Below are 19,147 nucleotides of genomic sequence, written 5' to 3' on the forward strand. Positions count from 1 at the left end.
GGCACATTCAACATGGATGTGACTGACACACCGCTATCGCCAGCAAGCCGGCTCCTACAGGTCCGTGTGTCCATTCAAGGTTTGTACCGTCTGTAGTCCCGTCGAAACTTTCTCGCTTGCCCCGCAGTCATCAAAAGACAGGGGCAAACGGGGACCCTCAGACGGGAGGCGACATGGCGGCGATTCACAGCGGTATTTCAGCTTGGCGCTTCTTTGCCTCCGGCGAGCCTGCAGCACAAGGCGTGTCGCCATGAACCGCGCCGAGCAGTTCAACCCCGACGATGACTCGTCAGGAACCGTGAACGCCGTACGCCGCTTCACCGTGCTGACGGTCAACACGCACAAGGGTTTTACCGCGCTCAACCGGCGTTTCATCCTGCCGGAATTGCGCGAAGCCGTGCGCAGCGTGTCCGCCGACGTGGTGTTTTTGCAGGAAGTCCACGGCACCCACGAGCACCATCCCCAGCGTTACAGCAACTGGCCGACGATGCCGCAGTACGAATTCCTCGCCGACACGCTGTGGCCGCAGTTCGCCTACGGACGCAACGCGGTGTACCCGGCAGGCGATCACGGCAATGCGCTGTTGTCGAAATTCCAGATCATTCGCCACGACAACCTCGACGTGTCCATCAGCGGACACGAAAACCGCGGCATCCTGCATTGCGTATTGCGCTTGCCCGTCGATGGCCCGGAGGTGCACGCGATTTGCGTCCATCTGGGGCTGCGCGAAACCCATCGCAATGACCAGCTGAAGCTGCTGACCCAACGCCTCGCAGAATTGCCGAGCGACGCGCCGGTGATTGTCGCCGGTGACTTCAACGACTGGCGTCAGCGCGCCGACGCAATGCTCAAGCCCTGTGGTTTGCGCGAGGTGTTTGCCGAACTCCACGGCAAACCGGCGCGCAGTTTTCCGGCGCGCTTGCCGGCCTTGCGCCTGGACCGCATCTACGTGCGCAACCTCAAGGCCAGCCATCCGCAAGTCCTGGCGGCGCGGCCCTGGTCCCACCTTTCCGACCACGCACCACTATCGGTGGAGATCGAGCTATGAGCAGCGCACCGATGGAAAAAACCACCGTGGATCACGTACCCACCAACCCGCCGGTGCGCGAACCCGGCGTGGTCGACGTTGAATACGGTTGGCAGGGCAACAACCGGGTGGAACTGCTGGAAAACGGCGAAGAATATTTCCCGCGGGTGTTCGAAGCCATGCGCCAGGCCAAGACTGAAATCCTCCTGGAAACCTTCATCGTTTTCGAGGACAAGGTCGGCGAAGAGCTGCAGCACGTGCTGATCGACGCGGCTCAACGCGGCGTGCGGGTGACCGCCAGTCTCGACGGGTTTGGTTGTGGCGAGTTGAGCACCGATTACCTCACCGCGTTGAGCGAGGCCGGCGTGCACCTGCAAATATTTGACCCGGCACCGAAGCGTCTGGGTATCCGCACCAACTGGTTCCGGCGCCTGCACCGCAAGATCGTGGTGGTCGACGGCACGATTGCGTTCATCGGCGGGATCAACTTTTCCGCCGACCATCTGGCCGACTTCGGCCCCGAGGCCAAACAGGATTACTCGGTTGAAGTGCAAGGCCCGGCGGTGACCGACATTCATCATTTCGCCCTGCTGCAAAGCGGTCGCCCGGCCCGCGCCAAATACTGGTGGCAACGCCGGCGGCAGCGGCGCTCGGAACTGGCGCTCAACAATCACGATGGCCAGGTCCGTTTGGTGTACCGCGACAACGGTGATCATCAGAGCGATATCGAAGAGGTTTATCGACATGTCCTGCGCAGCGCCCAGCGTCGCGTGGTGATTGCCAACGCCTATTTCTTTCCCGGTTATCGCTTGCTGCGCGAGATACGCAACGCCGCGCGGCGAGGCGTCGAAGTGCGACTGATCCTGCAAGGCCAGCCAGACATGAGGGTGGCCAAACTGGCGGCGCGCATGACCTATGACTACCTGCTCAAATCCGGGGTGCAGATTCACGAATATTGCGAGCGCCCGCTACACGGCAAAGTCGCGCTGGTGGACGAAGACTGGAGCACCGTCGGCTCGAGCAACCTCGACCCGCTGAGCCTGGCGATGAACCTGGAAGCCAATGTGCTGATCCGCGATCGCGCCTTCAACCGCGATTTGTTCGAACGCCTCGAGAGGCTGAGCGACAACCACTGCAAAGCCATGTGTGCGGACACATCCCCACGCGGACGGATCTGGCACATGACCGTCGGTTTTCTGGTGTTTCACTTCCTGCGGCACTTCCCGGCGTGGGCCGGTTGGCTGCCGGCACACAAGCCACGCCTGAAGCCCTTCACCCACCTCGCCGGGGGCGATCACCATGAACCGCGCTGAAACCCATTCGGCGCCTCACGCCGACAGCCCGCACAAGTCGCATTGGAGTCGCTGGAAGAAACCGCTGACGATGCTGTTTTTCCTGGCGCTGATCATCCTGTTCACGATGCTGGCCCAACGCATCGAATGGAACGAGGTGTTCGACACCCTCGCCGATTTCAAGGTGCGCACGCTGATCATCGCCTCCGGGCTGACGCTGGTGAGTTTTCTGGTGTACGCCTGTTTCGATCTGATTGGCCGCACCTATATTCGTCAGGACCTGACCTGGAAACAGATCCTGCCAGTGGGGATCATCAGCTACGCCTTTAACCTCAACCTGAGTGCCTGGGTCGGCGGCATTGCCATGCGCTATCGGCTTTACTCGCGGCTCGGCGTGAGCAAAAGCAACATCGCAAAAATCCTCGGCCTGAGCCTGGCGACCAACTGGTTCGGCTACATGGTGATTGCCGGCGCGATGTTCAGCAGCGGGCTGGTGCGCATGCCACCGGGCTGGAAACTCAGCAGTGGTGCGTTGCAGGGCGTGGGGGTTTTGTTGCTGTTGGTGAGCGCGGGATACCTGGCGGCCTGTCAGTATTCCAAGCGGCGAGAGTGGGCGATTCGCGGCGTCGAAATCAACCTGCCGTCCCTGCGCATGGCGGTGCTGCAACTGGCGCTCGGGGCGCTGAACTGGTCGCTGATGGCGGCGGTGATCTTCACCCTTCTGCCGAGCAAGCTGGATTATCCGCTGGTGCTTGGCGTGTTGTTGATCAGCGCGATTGCCGGGGTGATCACGCACATTCCGGCGGGGCTCGGGGTGTTGGAGGCGGTGTTTGTGGCGTTGCTGCAGCATGAGGCTTCGCGGGGGAGCCTGGTGGCGGGGTTGCTGGCGTATCGGGCGATTTACTTCATCTTGCCGTTGTTGATTACGTTGGTGATGTATTTGATTGTCGAGGCCAAGGCCAAGTCGCTGCGGATTGCGAAAAAGCCCAAGTGATTGGGTGGTTGTAAGGACGCCTTCGCGGGCAAGCCTCGCTCCTACGGGGTTCGCGCGCTTCCTGTAGGAGCGAGGCTTGCCCGCGAAGGCATCCCCGCCGATCTTACGTCGACTGGATAATGCTCAACCGCTCACCCACCACCATCTCGGTAATCCAGTCCACCAGGATCGACGTATACGCCTGCTGCGAAACCGGCTCGCTCAACGCGTGATCGGCGCCGTCGATGATGCGGTGGGTCAGCGAGTGCGTCTGCTGACACGCCGCCCGGTAACTCATGATGGTCGCGTGGGGCACATAGTCGTCCGTCTCGGACTCCACCAGCAGCACATCCCCGGTAAATTGCGAACAGGCATGCAACGCACGATTGCTGTCGGCGCGCACCAGCGTGCTGCGGTAATCACGCAAATCGAGCTTGTCCAGTTCGCGCTTGGGCGCGTGCCATTGCTCATCGCGATACAACGCCGGCACCCGCAGCGCCAGCCAGCGCACGGGGCGCAATGAGGTCAGAATCGCAGCCAGATAGCCGCCATAACTGGTGCCGACCACGGCAATCGCCGAGGTGTCGAGCGCCGGATGCGCGAGCAATCGATCGTACGCCGCCAGCAGGTCTCGCAGGTTGTCTTCGCGGGAAACCCGCGTCAGTGGAATGCCGGTGCCGCCGGTGTGCCCGCGCAAGTCGAACGTCAGGCACACGCAGCCCAGACCTGCGATGCCTTTGGCCCGTTCAAGATCACGCTCCTGACTTCCGCCCCAACCGTGCACGAAGAGCACGCCGGGGACCTTCGATTTGGGGCTGAGAAAAGTCCCGCTCATCTGTTCATCGTCGATGTCGATCTGAATGGTTTCGCTTCTAGCCGTCATAGGATTTGACCGTTACGTACTTGAGGAGAAATTCACTGTTGTGCGCCGGCCCGCGGTACACCTCGATGGCGTCCGCCGGCAGCGCTTGATCGATGTAGGTTTCCACCGAGGACACACGGATCGCGCTCATCTGCGGGTCGTTGACGAAGCTTTGCAACGCCGCCACTTCGGCGCTGCTGGCACCGCCCATGCGCCAGGACTGTTCAAGCACGCCGCTGCGCTGTATGCCGTTACTGTCCAGGCCTTGCGCGATGTCGTAGTTGCGCCGCGAGGCATAGAAACCGGGATAGGCCTCGTCCGCCGCACGGTCGAACACCTGCGCTTGGCGGATGGCCAGCCGCACGTCGTCGGGCAGTTGCAGTTCGAGCAGTTCGTCGTAACCGCCCTGCACCACGAGCAGATTGGAACCACCATAAACCTGCTCGCCATGACCGTCTGCGGTCAGGTACTGATCACCGCAGTAACTCAACACAGTGCCGCCGATGAAGCTTTGGCCGACGCTGTGGGTCACCACCTCGGTCAGGTCTTGCTCCAACACCACACCTTCGGTGAATAGCGCCTTGGCATCGGGTCTGTCGAGGATCGCATCGAATTGGTCGAGGCTCTGGATCACCTCCTGACCGCGCCCGGCGCAGGCATGGATCGGTTTCAGGCGAATCGGTCCGCTATCGAGCAAATGCTCCGCCGCAGGGCGCGCATCGTCGAGGGAGAACACGCTGAGCCCCTCAAGCACCACGCTGCGCACCCGTTCGCAAAACAACGGCGACCAGCCGTGCGGAGCAAAAGCGTTTTTGTTGCGCAAGCCGTGGCTGATAGCTTTGGTGCAGATGAAATCATGCTCGACGTAGCCGCCCCACAAATCCTCCGGGCCCTTGACGCCCAATTGCCGCGCGGCCGCAGCGCCGACAATGGTTTGTGTCGGCAGCAGATAAAGATCACGACCGCTGTGGTGTTCGGGGTCGTAGCTGCCGCCGAATTTGAACCCGAGAACCTGCGCCAGCCAACGGGCCAATGCGTGATTGGTTTCGACTTCGTGCTGTGGCGCGTCGGGCCGCACCGAATGGGCGACCACCAGTTTCTTGCGGTTTGTTGGGGTCATGCGTCCCCCTTCAATCGGCGCTTGATGAATGTAGTTGTAGGGGTGCAGGGATCAGGCCAACGGCGGCTGATTTGAAATAATCGGCAATTCAATCAGTTGCCGAATCGGTGATAGCACTGGGCCTGTCTCATTCTGCACGACACTCATTTCAGCTCTGGCATTTTGCACGATCAACGCCTTGCAAAGATCAAACTGTGGGAGCGAGCCTGCTCGCGATGAACCTGAGAGCGACGCTTTCATCCAGACAATTCGCGTAATCGTTAACGTCCATCGCGAGCAGGCTCGCTCCTACAGGGATCGGAGCACGGCGGTCGGCGAAACTCCAAACCGCGCCCGATAATCACTCGGCGCCAACCCCGTTATCTTCTTGAACGTCGCGCGGAAGGCACTCGGGTCCTGATAACCGACGGTCCAGGCAATGTGGTCGATGGTGCCGTTGGTGAATTCAAGCATTTCCCGGGCCTTGCCGACCCGCAGGTGCTGGCAGTACTCGGTGGGTTTGAGCCCGGTTGCAGCACGAAATCTGCGCAGGAAGGTGCGTTCTTCCAGCCCTGCCCGTTCAGCCATGGTCGCCAGCGACACATCGGTCGCGCCGGTGCTTTGCAGCCAATGCTGTACCTTGAGAATCGAGGCGTCGCCGTGGCTGAGAATCGGTGAAAAGTTGCTGCCACATTCACTCGCACTGTCGCTGTGTTCCACCACCAGAAACCGCGCAGTGCCGGTGGCGATGCTCGGCCCCAGCAATCGGTCGACCAGACGCAAACCCAGCTCGGACCAGGCCATCAACCCGGCGGTGGTGATCAAGTCGCCGTCATCGACGATCGGCGTATCGGCCTTGAGCTTGATCGCCGGATAACGCTCGGCGAACGCCTTGGCCGACGTCCAGTGGGTGGTGGCGCTGCGGCCGTCGAGCAGGCCGCTTTCAGCCAATAGAATCGAGCCCACGCAGACACCGCCGAGGGTTGCGCCTTGTGCGTGTTGCTGACGAATCCAGCGCAGCAAGCCTTGCGGCGCCTGGCCTTCGGAGAAACCGGCAATCGACGGCGGGATCAACACCGCCACCAATGCGCCGTCCGGCGCGGGATGGCTGTCGTAGATGCGCTGGGGCGCCTGATCACCATCGACCTGCCAATGGCTGACCCGCAACAGCGGCAACTGCGCCGCTTGATAGTCGGCGGCAATCCGGTTCGCCACCCCGAACAAGTCGGTCAGCCCGTGCACCGCCGCCATCTGCGCGCCGGGATATATCAGCACACCCAGCTCGGCGATTGGCCTTTGTGCGTCCATTGTCAGTTTTCCCCCTTCTATTGTCGGTGCGGCCAATCCTCGGACGGTCCGCCAGAGCCAATACTTCATTCCACACCCACACACACTTCGAGGAAACAGTCATGGCCAAGCAAGCACTCATCGTAGTTGATATCCAAAACGACTACTTCCCCCAGGGCAAGTGGCCGCTGGTCGGCGCCGACGCGGCTGCGGATAACGCCGTACGTCTGCTTAAAGCTTTTCGTGATGCCGGTGATTCGGTGGTGCACATTCGCCACGAGTTCACTTCCGACGAAGCGCCCTTCTTCACCCCGGGCTCCGAGGGCGCGAAGCTGCATCCCAAAGTCCTGAACCGCGCCGACGAGCCGGTGGTGCTCAAGCACTTCGTCAACTCGTTCCGCGAAACTGAATTGCAGTCAATTCTCGATGAGCAGGGTATCAAGGAGTTGGTGGTGGTTGGCAGCATGAGTCACATGTGCGTCGACGGCATTACCCGTGCGGCCGCCGACAAGGGTTACGCCGTCACTGTCATTCATGACGCCTGTGCCTCGCGGGATCTGGAGTTCAACGGACTTACGGTTCCGGCGGCCCATGTTCATGCCGCGTTCATGTCGGCGTTGGGTTTTGCCTATGCTCGTGTGGTGTCTACTGGCGAGTTTCTGGCTGGGTGAGGTGAGGTGAGGTGAGGTGAGTACATATCCGTTGCTGCGGTAACGGCTGCTATTGGTTTCGCTCTTACAGCGAGTCACTTTCGAAAAGCGCGAAAGTAACCAAAGCGCTTCTGCCCCTTTCGTTCGGTGCCTCGCTAAGGCTCGGCATACCCTCGCTCCGGTCCTGCTCCGTGGGCCCGCCGCCATCGGCCATCCCTGGCCGGGGGCGGCTAACCCGGCATCCATGCCGGGTTGCCCACTACGCAGAACCTCCACTCGGCCTCTCGAGGGGGCGACCACCGCCACAGCCGCCGAGGCGGCCTGAAAGCCGACCTGGCTCTTCAGTTGTCCGCGTTGTCCTTTTTTGATGCGTTCACTCATTCCGGACGTGTGCACCACTCCCCTGTAGGAGCCGGCTTGCTGGCGATGGCATCCGTCCAGTCAATAAATGTGCGGCTGACCCACCGCTATCGTCGGAACGCCGCCCGCAGCAAGCCGGCTCCTACAATTGATCGTGTGCGTTCCGAATACATACGCATTTCCCCTGTAGGAGCCAGCTTGCTGGCGATAGCGTCTGTCCTGCCAATACATACGTTGACTGACCCTCCGCTATCGCCGGCAAGCCGGCTCCTACAGGGGGCCTGCGTACGCTTTTGCTTTTCACCACTCATCAGGCCGAGCGTTAGCTCGCCTTCCGCTTTTGATCTGAGCGCCCCCTCGAGAGGCCGAGCGCAGGTTCTGCGCAGTGGGCAACCCGGCATGGATGCCGGGTTAGCCGCGCACGGCCAAGGATGGCCGATCGCGGCGGGCCCACGGAGCAGGACCGGAGCGAGGGCATGGCGAGCCTTAGCGAGGCACCGAACGAAAGGGGCAAGAGCCCTTGGTTACTTGGGGCTTTTCCAAGTGACTCGCCGTAAGGGCGAAACCAATAGCCGCCATCACCACAGAAACGGATATGTACTCAATCAACCACCACCAACATCCCCCCCACAACCACCGCCAACACCAACGCCCAACCCACCAACAACCGACGCCACAATCGCGGCGCATGGCGCATTTCCATAAAGCCATCAGTAATCAACCAGGCTTTGACAACCGCCACCAGCAAAATGGCCACGGACAACACCCCAGTCGCCCCCGACTGCGCCAGCAACACAGTGCTTACGCTCAGCGTGGCCAGCGCTGCCCAGCAGACAAACAAGAACCTGGAAGCAGACATGAAAACCTCATCAACCCAGCACGTAAACCAGCGGAAACAACACCACCCAGATCAGATCAACCATGTGCCAATACAACACGCCGGATTCAAATCCGCTGCGATTACTGGCGTCGTACAACCCACGACGGCAACGCTCGGCCAGCCATCCGAGGATGAACATGCCAAGCAACACATGAAGAAAATGAAACCCGGTGAGGATCCAGTACAGCGTGAAAAACGTGTTGTGCTCCATCCCCAGCCCCGAGGCCAGCAAGTGTCGGTACTCGGTGACTTTCAACACCACATAGACACTGGCGACGAGCAACGCCGCCAGCAACCAGACAGCACCGTGGCGAGGCCGTGAGCGCCTGACTTGCGCCTGCGCCAGCGCCGCGAACAGCCCTGCGGTGAGCAGGCTCAGGGTCATCGCCAGACCGGTCGACGTGTTCAGCAACAGACGGCTTTCGCTGAACAGCTGCGGCTTGAGTGCCTGGGTCACGGCGAACACCAGAATCAGAATGGCAAACACCGACAGCTCGGCCAGAATGAAAAACCACATCGCCAGATCGCCCGGCAAATGCCTGGGCGCAACGCCGCCGGGCTCAACCGAAGTGGACATCAACCACGTCCATCAGCGCCGTAACGGTCAGCGGATCGTCGCTCAATGGTTCGGCCAGGCAGGCCATGCACGCCTCACGCGGGCTCATGCCGGCGCGGATCATTCGTGCGGTGAAAATCAGCAACCGCGTCGAAGCGACTTCCTCCAGATCATGCTGATCGAGCCGCCGTAGCGCCTGCCCCAGCCTGACCACTTGCGCTGCCAGCGCGCTGTCCACCTGAGCCTCGCGGGCAACAATGCGCTCCTCATCGGCCACCGGCGGGTAATCGAAACGCATCGCCACGAAGCGTTGTCGGGTGCTGGGTTTCATGCCTTTGAGCAGGTTCTGGTAACCGGGGTTATAGGACACCACCAGCATGAAGGACGGCGGCGCCTGCAACACCTCGCCGGTGCGCTCCAGGAACAACTCGCGACGATCGTCGGCCAGCGGATGCAACACCACCACGGTGTCCTGGCGCGCCTCGACCACTTCGTCGAGATAACAGATGCCGCCTTCACGCACAGCGCGGGTCAGCGGTCCGTCCTGCCACCAAGTGCCTTGGGCACCGATCAGATGGCGACCGATCAAGTCAGCCGCGCTCAGGTCGTCGTGGCACGCCAAGGTGTACAGCGGCAGGTTCAACCGATGCGCCATGTGCTGGACGAAACGGGTCTTGCCGCAACCGGTCGGCCCCTTGATCAGCACCGGCATGCCGTGTTGCCAGGCCTGCTCGAACAGCGCCTCCTCATTGTTGAGCGGTTGATAGAAGGGTTCGGCCTTGTGTTCGCCAGACGGGAGATGGTCCATGGGGCACCTGATTCAACAACAGAATTGAGGGACACGCTACGGACCCCTGCGACAACCTGGCAAGTGACATGGCCGACAAACTTGATCGCCGTCAAGCGGGCATTGGCCTGCTCGGGCATAGCCTTGCAGCGCACTAAGAACCTGCGTCCTGCGCTGTCGTTCCAGCGCATCGCAAAGGTCTTGCCTGAGGAGAAATGGAATGCTGATCAGCAATAGAAAAACGTTTGCTCTGACCGTCGCCACCCTGTGTTCGACACTGGCCTTTGCGGTGTCTCACGCAGCCAGAGCCAACGAGCCCGCCGCCTCACCGCCCATGGTCAAAACCGCTGGCGCTCCCGACATGAGCCGGGCCGAGTTCGATTCATCCAAGGAAATCTACTTCCAGCGCTGCGCCGGCTGTCACGGCGTGCTGCGCAAAGGGGCGACCGGCAAGCCGCTGACCCCGGACATCACCCAGTCGCGCGGGCAACCGTTCCTGGAGGCTTTGATTACCTACGGCTCACCGGCAGGCATGCCGAACTGGGGGACGTCCAATGCCCTGACCAAGGAGCAAATCACGGCCATGGCCAAGTTCGTTCAGCACACGCCGCCGACACCACCGGAATGGGGCATGGCCGAGACGCTGAAAACCTGGAAGGTGCTGGTCAAACCCGAGGATCGTCCGAAAAAACAATTGAGCAAACTCGACCTGCCCAACCTGTTTTCGGTGACATTGCGCGATGACGGCAAGATTGCCCTGATCGACGGCGACAGCAAGAAAATCGTCAAGCTGATCGAGACCGGTTATGCGGTGCACATCTCGCGGATCTCCGCCTCGGGCCGCTACTTGCTGGTGATTGGCCGCGACGCCCGGATCGACATGATCGACCTGTGGCCGGTGGAGCCGACTAAAGTCGCCGAAGTCAAAGTGGGCATCGAAGCGCGCTCGGTCGAGACCTCAAAATTCAAGGGCTACGAGGACAAGTACACCATCGCCGGTTCCTATTGGCCGCCGCAGTTCACCATCATGGACGGCGAAACCCTGGAGCCGAAGCAGATCGTCTCGACACGCGGCATGACCGTCGACAAGCAGGAATATCACCCTGAGCCGCGTGTCGCAGCGATCATCGCGTCCCACGAATGGCCGGAGTTCATCGTCAACGTCAAGGAAACCGGCAAGGTCATGCTGGTCAATTACCAGGACATCAAGAACCTCACCGTCACCTCCATCGACGCCGCGCCGTTCCTGCATGACGGCGGTTGGGACAGTACGCACCGCTACTTCATGACCGCCGCCAACAACTCCAACAAAGTCGCCGTGATCGACTCCAAGGAGCGCAAGTTGACCGCGCTCGTGGACGTCGGCAAAACCCCGCACCCTGGGCGCGGCGCCAACTTCGACCACCCAACCTACGGACCGGTCTGGGCCACCAGCCACCTGGGCGACGAAGGCATCTCGCTGATCGGCACCGACCCGGTCAAACACGCGCAATACGCCTGGAAACAGGTCGCCTCGATCAAGGGCCAGGGCGGTGGATCGCTGTTCATCAAGACCCACCCCAACTCCCGTCACCTGTACGTCGACACCACCCTCAACCCGGACGCAAAACTCAGTCAGTCGGTGGCGGTGTTCAATATCGACAAGCTCGACGCCGGCTATACCGTGCTGCCCATCGCCGAATACGCGGGCATCAAGCAAGGGGCGATGCGCGTCGTGCAACCGGAATACAACAAGGCCGGCGATGAAGTCTGGTTCTCCGTGTGGAGCGGTCAGGCCGACGAATCGGCGCTGGTGGTGATCGACGATAAAACCCTGAAGCTCAAGTCAGTCATCAAGGACAAACGACTGATCACACCCACCGGAAAGTTCAACGTCTACAACACCCAACACGACATCTATTGAGCTCAATCAATGCAAGGAAACACCATGAAAAATACTCTGCTTTCACTGTTCGCCCTGACCGCTGCGCTGAGCGTGCATCCGGCCATGGCCCAGGACGCGCTGGAGCTGTTCAAAAGCAAACCCTGCGCCGCCTGCCACTCCATCGACACCAAACTGGTTGGCCCGGCACTCAAGGATGTAGCAGCCAAGAATGCGGGCGTAGCCGGGGCCGCGGACACCCTGGCCAGTCATATCAAAAACGGCACACAGGGCAATTGGGGACCGATGCCGATGCCGGCAAACCCGGTCACGGATGAGGAAGCGAAGATTCTCGCGACCTGGGTCCTGACACTCAAATAACCGCCTGGAGGGCGCCATGATGATTTTTCGAAAGGCTCTGGTTCTGGCGGCCCTCCTCCTCATTTGCGCAACCACGGTTGCCGCGCCCGACGCCCAGCGTCAGGCGCAACTCGAACACCTGCTGGCCCAGGACTGCGGCGCCTGCCATGGGCTGCACATGACCGGCGGCCTCGGCCCCGAACTGACCCGCACAGCGCTGGCGGGCAAGTCCAGGGACAGCCTGATCGCCACCGTCACCCATGGCCGGCCCGGCACCGCGATGCCCGGTTGGGCCCCGCTGCTCAGCACCGCCGACATCCGTTGGCTGATCGATCTTCTACGCCAGGGATATCCCGCACCATGATCCGTTCAATCCTGCTGTCAGCGGCGACCGGGCTGTTATTGTCCGCCTGCGCTCAGCCACCCTTGCGTGGCACCGGCGACTTGGGCGTTGTAGTGGAACGCGCCACCGGCAGCCTGCAAATCATCGAAAGCGACAACCGTACTTCGCTGGCCCGGCTCGAAGGGTTGGGCGACCTGTCCCACGCCTCGGTGGTGTTCTCCCGCGACCAGCGCTATGCCTATGTGTTCGGCCGCGACGGTGGTCTGAGCAAGATCGACCTGCTGACCCGACGCATCGATCACCGAGTGATCCAGGGCGGCAACAGCATCGGCGGCGCCATCAGTCAGGACGGCAAGCTGATCGCGGTCTCCAACTATGTGCCGGGCGGGGTCAAGGTCTTTGATGCACAGACCTTGCAGCTGGTGGCCGACATTCCCGCTACCCCGCTGGCCGATGGCAGCAAGCGTTCCCGCGTGGTCGGCCTGGTCGACGCGCCCGGCCAGCGTTTTGTGTTCAGCCTGTTCGACACCGGCGAGATCTGGACCCTGGATTTCAGCCAGGGCACCACCCCGCAGATCAGCCGCTTCACCGACATCGGCGAGCAACCCTACGACGCGCTGATCACCCCGGACGGGCGCTACTACATGGCCGGCCTGTTCGGCGAAGACGGCATGGCGCAACTCGACCTCTGGCATCCCGAGCGTGGGGTAAAGCGGGTGCTCGGTGATTACGGACGCGGCCAGGCAAAACTGCCGGTCTACAAAATGCCGCACCTTGAGGGCTGGGCCGTCGCCGACCATCAGGCCTTCGTCCCCGCTGTCGGTCGCCATCAAGTGTTGGTGATGGATTCGCGCACCTGGCAGCAGAGCGCCGTGATCCCCGTGGCCGGCCAACCGGTGTTCGTCACCTCGCGCCCGGACGGTCGGCAACTGTGGGTCAATTTCGCCTACCCGGACAACGATCGGGTCCAGGTGATCGACACCGAAACCCACGCCGTGGTCGCCGACCTGCGACCGGGCCCGGCGGTGCTGCACATGGAATTCACCGCACGCGGCGATCAGCTGTGGCTGTCGTTACGCGACGGCAATCAGGTTCAGGTCTGGGACCCGTACAGCCTGAAACAGCTGAGCACCCTGCCGGCCACCGCGCCGAGCGGCATCTTCTTCAGCAGCCGCGCACAAAAAATGGGCTATTGAAATGGACCTCGACCTGCTTGCCTGCCAACTGATTGATCGCTTCCAGCATGGCATGCCGCTGTGTCCGGAACCTTATCTCGAAATGGCCCAGGTGTTGGGTTGCAGCGAGTCGCAAGTGATCGCCTGCCTGCAACGCCTGGAACTGGCCGGGGCCTTGTCGCGGATCGGTCCGGTGTTCGACCACAGCCGTGCCGGCGCCAGCACCCTCGCCGCCCTCGCCGTGCCCGCCGAACGCCTGCATCAGGTCGCCGAGCGCGTCAGCCAATACCCCGAGGTCAATCACAACTACGCGCGCGAGCATCACTACAACCTGTGGTTTGTGTTGACCGGCCCCGATCGCCAACACATCGAGCGCATTCTCGAAGAACTGGAGTACGACACCGGCCTCACCCCGCTGGACCTGCCGATGTTGACCGCTTACCGCATCGACCTCGGCTTTGCCCTGGGAGAAAACCGATGAAAGCGCCGTTGAATCCCAAACAGGCACTGGCCCTGCGTCGGCACCTGGAAGGCGGGTTGCCGCTGGTCTCGCGTCCTTATCAGGCACTCGCCGAACGGATCAACGCCGAGGAAAACCAGGTGCTCGCGCAAATGCACCAGTGGCACGAGCAAGGGTTGTTCCGCCGGGTTGGCCTGGTGCTCAACCATCGCGCGCTGGGCTTTACCGCCAACGCGATGCTGGTGCTGGACATTCCGGACGCGTTGATCGACGAAGTCGGCCAGCGCCTTGGGCGAGCGCCCGGCATCACCCTCTGCTATCAGCGGCCGCGACGCCTGCCTGACTGGCGATACAACCTGTTCTGCATGGTTCACGGTCGCCAGCGCGATCAAGTCGCGGCGCACATTCAGGCGCTGCTCGAAGAACACCTGCTGAGCGACCTGCCCCACCAACTGCTGTTCAGCACCCACGCCTTCAAACAATGCGGCGGGCGCTTTGCGCCTTCATCAACAGGAGCCTCCGACCGTGGATGACCTCGACCGTCGACTGATCAACCGCTTGCAACTGGGCCTGCCGCTGGTGCGCCATCCCTGGAAAGTACTGGCCGCCGAACTGCAAAGCAGCAGCAGCGAACTGCTCGATCGGCTCCACGCACTGCTGGAAGACGGCGTGCTCACGCGCTTCGGCCCGATGTTCGACATTGAACGGCTGGGCGGTGCCTTCACGCTCGCGGCGCTGGCAGTGCCGGAAGAACGCTTCGAAGACGTCGCCGAACAACTGCACGCCCTGCCGGAAGTGGCCCACAACTATCGACGCGAACACCCCTGGAACATGTGGTTTGTGCTCGGTTGCCCGACCGAACAAGGCATTGCCGAGACCCTGCAGCGCATTGAATCCCTGACCGGCTTGCCGCTGCTGAATCTGCCCAAAGAGGAGACCTACCATGTCGGTTTGTATTTCCCGGTCTGAAGACACCCTGGCCCATCGCCTGATCGAGCTGACCCAGACCGGCCTGCCCTTACTGGACGACCCTTGGGCCTGGCTCGCCGAGCAGCTGGACTTGAGCATCGAATCCACCCTGGACTTGCTCAAGCGTTTGCAGGCCGAGGGCGCCATCCGGCGCATCGCCGCCGTCCCCAACCACTATCGCCTGGGTTATCGCTACAACGGCATGACGGTCTGGGATGTGCGCGACGCCGACATGCCGCGCCTCGGCGCGCTGATCGGTGCGCAGCCCTTCGTCAGCCATTGCTATCGACGCCCGCGCCGTGAGGACTGGCGCTACAACCTGTTTGCCATGGTGCACGGTCGCAGCAGCGAGGAAATCGACAGCTACCGCGAACACCTGCGCTACTTGCTGGGCGATGCCTGTGCCGCCGACGAGATGCTGGTGAGCAGCCGCATCCTGAAAAAAACCGGATTGCGCCTGCCACCCGCAACGCACTGAAGGCGCGCCGACTCAAGGAGAGTTGCATGTTAAGGATCAGCCAATACCTGCGTGCGCTGGCCGGCCAGGCGCCCGCCCCCAGAACCAGCCCACCGGGCAGCAACCGGCCGCCCGTGGTGATCTGGAACCTGCTGCGGCGCTGCAACCTGACCTGCAAACACTGCTACGCAACCTCAGCCGACAGTGTCTTTCGCGATGAACTGGATACGCCCGCCGCACTGAGCGTGATCGATGATCTGCGCGCTGCCGGGGTGAAAGTGCTCATCCTGTCGGGCGGTGAACCGCTGCTGCGCGATGATCTGTTTGTGCTCAGCGCCTACGCCCGCGCCAAGGGTTTCTTTGTTGCCTTGTCCACCAACGGCACGCTGATCGATGAGCACAACATCACGCAGATCCGCGCGGCGAATTTCGACTATGTCGGGATCAGCATCGATGGCCTGGAAGCCACCCATGACGCCTTCCGCCAACTCAAGGGCAGTTTTGCCAGTTCCATGCGGGCGATCCGCCTTTGTCGCGAACAAGGTATTCGGGTCGGCCTGCGCACCACCCTGACCCAGGAAAACCATGCGCAGCTTCCCCAATTGCTGGCGCTGATGCGCGAGTACGACGTGCAAAAGTTTTACCTGTCACACCTCAACTACAGCGGTCGCGGCAAACGCAGCCGCCAGCTCGACGCCCGGCAACAGATGAGCCGCGAGGCGATGACGCAGATTTTCGAACGCGCCTGGGAAGACATCGCGCAGGGTCGCGACAGCGATTTCGTCAGCGGCAACAACGATGCCGACGCAGTTCTGTTGCTGCAATGGGTAGGGCTGCATCTGCCCGAACATTACCCGCGCCTGGAACACATGCTGCGCGCCTGGGGCGGCAATGCCTCGGGCAGCGGCATCGCCAACATCGACAACACCGGCGAAGTGCACCCGGACACCTATTGGTGGCAGCACTCGGTGGGCAACGTGCGGCACACGCCGTTTCGCACGCTCTGGCTGGACCGGCCGGACACCTTGTTGCAGCAGCTGCGGGCGCATCCGCGCGCCGTCGGCGGCCGCTGTGGCCAATGCCGCTGGCTGGACATCTGCAACGGCAACACCCGAACCCGCGCCTGGGCCGAAGGCGATCTGTGGGGGCAGGACCCCGGTTGCCACCTCAGCGATGAAGAAATCGGTGTGCCGCCCATCACGACAATCCCTTGCGTCATGCACTGAAGCATCCGCCTGGCAAGCCCCGGCCAACCTGATGAAGAACCAAGGACGTCCCATGTACCCATCGATTATTTTACCGGCCGCACTTGCGTCCCTGTTCAGACCGGGCGAAGTCGCCCTGGTCGGCGCGGGCCCCGGCGATCCACGCCTGCTGACCCTGCGCGCCTGGAGCCTGTTGATGCAGGCCGACGCCGTGGTTTACGACCGTCTGATCAGCCCCGACCTGCTGACGCTGATCCCCCTCACTTGCGCCCGGCATTACGTCGGCAAGGCCAGCGGCTGCCACAGCCTGCCCCAGGAACAAATCAACGAGCTGCTGGCCGACCTTGCCGAGCAAGGGCAACGCGTGGTCCGGCTCAAGGGTGGCGACCCGTTCATTTTCGGTCGCGGCGCCGAGGAGTTGCAGTATCTGCTGCAGCGCAACATCGACTGCCAGGTGGTGCCGGGCATCACCGCCGCGTCCGGGTGCAGCGCTTACGCCGGCATCCCGCTGACGCACCGGGACCTGGTCAATTCCTGTCGATTCATCACCGGCCACTTGCAACACGACGGCGAGTTGAAACTGCCTTGGCGCGATCTGGCCGACAGCAGCCAGACCCTGGTGTTTTACATGGGCTTATCGAACCTCGGGGTTATCGCTAAGCACCTGATCGAGGCCGGGTTGTCGGCCGACACACCGGCAGCGCTGATCAGCAACGGCACGCGACCCGACCAGCACGTTGCCCGTGGTTTGTTGCACCAACTGCCGACGTTGGCGCTGGAGTGCCCGCCCGGTATCCCGACGCTGACGGTGATCGGCAAGGTGGTCGATCTGTTCGCGGCACAACCGATGGAATACCCGGCGCGCTTTTATCCTGTCCAGGCGTTGCAACGGCACGGCAAGGTGGCGCTATGAAGCGCGGGCTGCTGCTGCCGTTGTTATGGGTCAGTGCTGTCGCTGGCGCCGCTGATCCGGCACTTGAACACGCCGCGAACGACTACCGCCAGCATTGCCAAAGCTGCCATGGCGCCAACCGTTTCGGCGGTACCGGGCCGGCGTTGTTGCCAGAGAGTCTGAGCCGGATCAAACCCGATGAAATCCGCAGCGTGATCCAGAACGGCCGCCCCGCAAGCCAGATGGCCGGGTTTGCCAACGTGTTCAACCCGGCGCAGATCGACGCGCTGGTGAGCTACCTTCAGCAACCGCCCGCCACCCCGCCGACCTGGAGCAACGACGAGATTCGCGGCAGTCACTCGATGCTCGCCGACATCAGCAAGCTGCCCACCACGCCCCAGCATGGCGCCGATCCGCTGAACCTGTTCGTGGTGGTGGAAGCTGGCGATCACCACATCAACATCCTCGACGGCGATCGTTTCGAAGTGCTGGCGCGGTTTACCTCGCACTTTGCCGTGCATGGCGGGCCGAAGTTCTCACCCGACGGGCGCTTCGTCTACGTCGCCTCGCGCGATGGCTGGATCAGCCTGTATGACCTGCACAACCTGAAGCTGATCGCCGAGGTCCGCGCCGGGCTCAACACCCGTAACCTGGCGGTGAGCAAGGATGGTCGCTGGGTGTTGGTGGGTAACTATTTGCCGGGCAATCTTGTCGTGCTGGATGCCCGCGATCTGTCGCTGGTCAAAACCATTCCAGCCATCGGCCAGGACGGCACGGCGTCACGGGTCAGCGCGGTCTACACCGCGCCGCCACGGGACAGTTTCATCGTCGCGCTCAAGGACGTGAAGGAGGTCTGGGAACTGTCGAGCGCCGGGACTCCGGACTTCGAGCCGCGACGGATCGAGGCTGAGGACATGTTCGACGACTTTTCCTTTTCACCGGACTACAAGCAGTTGCTGGCCACGTCGCGCAAGGCCAAGGGTGGTCAGGTGATCGACCTCGACAGTGGCAAGGTGGTCACTGACATTCCGTTGCCGGGCATGCCGCACCTGGGGTCCGGGACCTATTGGAAACGCAACGGTCAGTGGGTGTTTGCCACGCCGAACATCAGCAAGGGGCTGATCTCGGTCATCGATTTCAAGACCTGGAAGCTGATCAAGGAAATCCCGACGTTGGGGCCGGGGTTTTTCATGCGCAGTCACGTCAATTCGCGGTATGCCTGGACGGATGTGTTCTTCGGGCCGGACAACGATGCGATTCATTTGATCGACAAACAGACCCTGGAAATCGCTCGTACCTTGCGTCCGATGCCTGGCAAGACGGCGGCGCACGTCGAGTTCACTCGCGATGGTCGGCATTTGCTGCTGAGCATTTGGGCCACCGATGGGGCGCTGATTGTTTATGACAGTGGCACGCTTGAGGAGATCAAGCGTATCCCGATGAACAAGCCGTCGGGCAAGTACAACGTTGGCAACAAGATCGAGTTTGTGGAGGGGACTTCGCATTAGGGGTTGGGGTTGGGTGTATATCCGTTTTTTTGGTGATGGCGGCTGGCGGTTTCGCCCTTACGGCGAGTCACTTGGAAGAGCCCCAAGTAACCAAGGGCTCTTGCCCCTTTCGTTCGGTGGCTCGCTAATGCTCGCCATGCCCTC

At 61.9% G+C, this 19,147-nt stretch carries 21 protein-coding genes; 15 read left to right on the top strand and 6 right to left on the bottom strand.

What is annotated here, in order from left to right:
• The first annotated feature begins 250 nt into the window (after positions 1 to 250).
• The 3 genes from KGB27_RS26635 to KGB27_RS26645 are packed head-to-tail and all read left to right on the top strand — an operon-like array spanning position 251 to position 3,313.
• Positions 251 to 1,048 (top strand): endonuclease/exonuclease/phosphatase family protein, encoded by a 798-nt coding sequence (locus KGB27_RS26635; RefSeq protein ID WP_223556944.1) that lies wholly within the window; start codon positions 251 to 253, stop codon positions 1,046 to 1,048.
• On the top strand, positions 1,045 to 2,340 hold the full coding sequence (gene clsB / locus KGB27_RS26640) for a cardiolipin synthase ClsB (protein ID WP_223556945.1): 1,296 nt from the start codon (positions 1,045 to 1,047) through the stop codon (positions 2,338 to 2,340). The genes KGB27_RS26635 and clsB overlap by 4 nt, the downstream gene beginning before the upstream one ends.
• Positions 2,327 to 3,313 carry a lysylphosphatidylglycerol synthase domain-containing protein gene (locus tag KGB27_RS26645; protein ID WP_223556946.1) on the top strand — a complete coding sequence of 329 codons (987 nt, stop codon included), beginning with the start codon at positions 2,327 to 2,329 and terminating at the stop codon, positions 3,311 to 3,313. The genes clsB and KGB27_RS26645 overlap by 14 nt, the downstream gene beginning before the upstream one ends.
• 103 nt (positions 3,314 to 3,416) lie before the next feature.
• On the opposite strand, the gene KGB27_RS26650 is transcribed toward KGB27_RS26645, so the two are convergent.
• From KGB27_RS26650 to KGB27_RS26660, 3 genes are all read right to left on the bottom strand, one after another.
• Positions 3,417 to 4,175: an alpha/beta hydrolase family protein gene (locus tag KGB27_RS26650; protein WP_008044043.1), complete on the bottom strand. Its 759-nt coding sequence runs from the start codon at positions 4,173 to 4,175 to the stop codon at positions 3,417 to 3,419.
• Positions 4,165 to 5,274: a DUF3182 family protein gene (locus KGB27_RS26655; RefSeq protein ID WP_223556947.1), complete on the bottom strand. Its 1,110-nt coding sequence runs from the start codon at positions 5,272 to 5,274 to the stop codon at positions 4,165 to 4,167. The genes KGB27_RS26650 and KGB27_RS26655 overlap by 11 nt, the downstream gene beginning before the upstream one ends.
• Before the next feature lie 288 nt (positions 5,275 to 5,562).
• The gene (locus KGB27_RS26660) at positions 5,563 to 6,561 is read right to left on the bottom strand and encodes a GlxA family transcriptional regulator (RefSeq protein ID WP_223556948.1); all 999 of its coding nucleotides are present in this window, start codon (positions 6,559 to 6,561) and stop codon (positions 5,563 to 5,565) included.
• Between the two features lie 101 nt (positions 6,562 to 6,662).
• Here KGB27_RS26660 and KGB27_RS26665 point away from each other — a divergent pair, with 101 nt between their 5' ends.
• On the top strand, positions 6,663 to 7,211 hold the full coding sequence (locus KGB27_RS26665) for a cysteine hydrolase family protein (RefSeq protein WP_223556949.1): 549 nt from the start codon (positions 6,663 to 6,665) through the stop codon (positions 7,209 to 7,211).
• Between the two features lie 940 nt (positions 7,212 to 8,151).
• Here KGB27_RS26665 and KGB27_RS26670 read toward each other — a convergent pair.
• The 3 genes from KGB27_RS26670 to KGB27_RS26680 are packed head-to-tail and all read right to left on the bottom strand — an operon-like array spanning position 8,152 to position 9,794.
• Positions 8,152 to 8,409 (bottom strand): cytochrome C oxidase subunit IV family protein, encoded by a 258-nt coding sequence (locus tag KGB27_RS26670; protein ID WP_223556950.1) that lies wholly within the window; start codon positions 8,407 to 8,409, stop codon positions 8,152 to 8,154.
• A 10-nt stretch (positions 8,410 to 8,419) separates the two neighbouring features.
• Positions 8,420 to 9,007 carry a cytochrome c oxidase subunit 3 family protein gene (locus KGB27_RS26675; RefSeq protein ID WP_223437162.1) on the bottom strand — a complete coding sequence of 196 codons (588 nt, stop codon included), beginning with the start codon at positions 9,005 to 9,007 and terminating at the stop codon, positions 8,420 to 8,422.
• A complete protein-coding gene (locus KGB27_RS26680) occupies positions 8,991 to 9,794 on the bottom strand; it encodes a CbbQ/NirQ/NorQ/GpvN family protein (protein ID WP_223556951.1) in 804 nt (267 codons plus the stop codon). Before KGB27_RS26680 ends, KGB27_RS26675 begins: the two co-directional genes overlap by 17 nt.
• A gap of 313 nt (positions 9,795 to 10,107) precedes the next feature.
• On the opposite strand from KGB27_RS26680, the gene nirS reads away from it, so the two are divergent.
• From nirS to KGB27_RS26735, 11 genes are read left to right on the top strand one after another with little or no spacing between them, the layout of a single operon-like run.
• Positions 10,108 to 11,676 carry a nitrite reductase gene (nirS, locus tag KGB27_RS26685; RefSeq protein ID WP_223413864.1) on the top strand — a complete coding sequence of 523 codons (1,569 nt, stop codon included), beginning with the start codon at positions 10,108 to 10,110 and terminating at the stop codon, positions 11,674 to 11,676.
• A gap of 24 nt (positions 11,677 to 11,700) precedes the next feature.
• Complete coding sequence (locus KGB27_RS26690; protein WP_223556952.1) at positions 11,701 to 12,015, top strand: c-type cytochrome; 315 nt, start codon at positions 11,701 to 11,703, stop codon at positions 12,013 to 12,015.
• A gap of 16 nt (positions 12,016 to 12,031) precedes the next feature.
• Entirely contained in the window at positions 12,032 to 12,358 is a 327-nt protein-coding gene (locus KGB27_RS26695) for a c-type cytochrome (RefSeq protein WP_223556954.1), read from the top strand.
• Entirely contained in the window at positions 12,355 to 13,533 is a 1,179-nt protein-coding gene (locus KGB27_RS26700) for a cytochrome D1 domain-containing protein (RefSeq protein ID WP_207286764.1), read from the top strand. The genes KGB27_RS26695 and KGB27_RS26700 overlap by 4 nt, the downstream gene beginning before the upstream one ends.
• A gap of 1 nt (position 13,534) precedes the next feature.
• The gene (locus tag KGB27_RS26705) at positions 13,535 to 13,993 is read left to right on the top strand and encodes an Lrp/AsnC family transcriptional regulator (protein ID WP_223556956.1); all 459 of its coding nucleotides are present in this window, start codon (positions 13,535 to 13,537) and stop codon (positions 13,991 to 13,993) included.
• A complete protein-coding gene (locus tag KGB27_RS26710) occupies positions 13,990 to 14,505 on the top strand; it encodes an Lrp/AsnC family transcriptional regulator (protein ID WP_008034419.1) in 516 nt (171 codons plus the stop codon). The genes KGB27_RS26705 and KGB27_RS26710 overlap by 4 nt, the downstream gene beginning before the upstream one ends.
• Positions 14,498 to 14,941: an Lrp/AsnC family transcriptional regulator gene (locus KGB27_RS26715; protein ID WP_008034421.1), complete on the top strand. Its 444-nt coding sequence runs from the start codon at positions 14,498 to 14,500 to the stop codon at positions 14,939 to 14,941. Before KGB27_RS26710 ends, KGB27_RS26715 begins: the two co-directional genes overlap by 8 nt.
• Entirely contained in the window at positions 14,916 to 15,419 is a 504-nt protein-coding gene (locus KGB27_RS26720; protein WP_008043669.1) for an Lrp/AsnC family transcriptional regulator, read from the top strand. Before KGB27_RS26715 ends, KGB27_RS26720 begins: the two co-directional genes overlap by 26 nt.
• Positions 15,420 to 15,445: 26 nt before the next feature.
• A complete protein-coding gene (gene nirJ, locus KGB27_RS26725) occupies positions 15,446 to 16,624 on the top strand; it encodes a heme d1 biosynthesis radical SAM protein NirJ (RefSeq protein WP_207286766.1) in 1,179 nt (392 codons plus the stop codon).
• 52 nt (positions 16,625 to 16,676) lie between these two features.
• Positions 16,677 to 17,516 (top strand): uroporphyrinogen-III C-methyltransferase, encoded by an 840-nt coding sequence (cobA, locus tag KGB27_RS26730; protein WP_223556958.1) that lies wholly within the window; start codon positions 16,677 to 16,679, stop codon positions 17,514 to 17,516.
• Complete coding sequence (locus KGB27_RS26735) at positions 17,513 to 19,003, top strand: cytochrome D1 domain-containing protein (protein WP_223556961.1); 1,491 nt, start codon at positions 17,513 to 17,515, stop codon at positions 19,001 to 19,003. Before cobA ends, KGB27_RS26735 begins: the two co-directional genes overlap by 4 nt.
• Positions 19,004 to 19,147: the final 144 nt, after the last annotated feature.

Source organism: Pseudomonas sp. BF-R-01 (genome assembly GCF_019946615.1).
Classification (GTDB): Bacteria; Pseudomonadota; Gammaproteobacteria; order Pseudomonadales; family Pseudomonadaceae; genus Aquipseudomonas; species Aquipseudomonas migulae.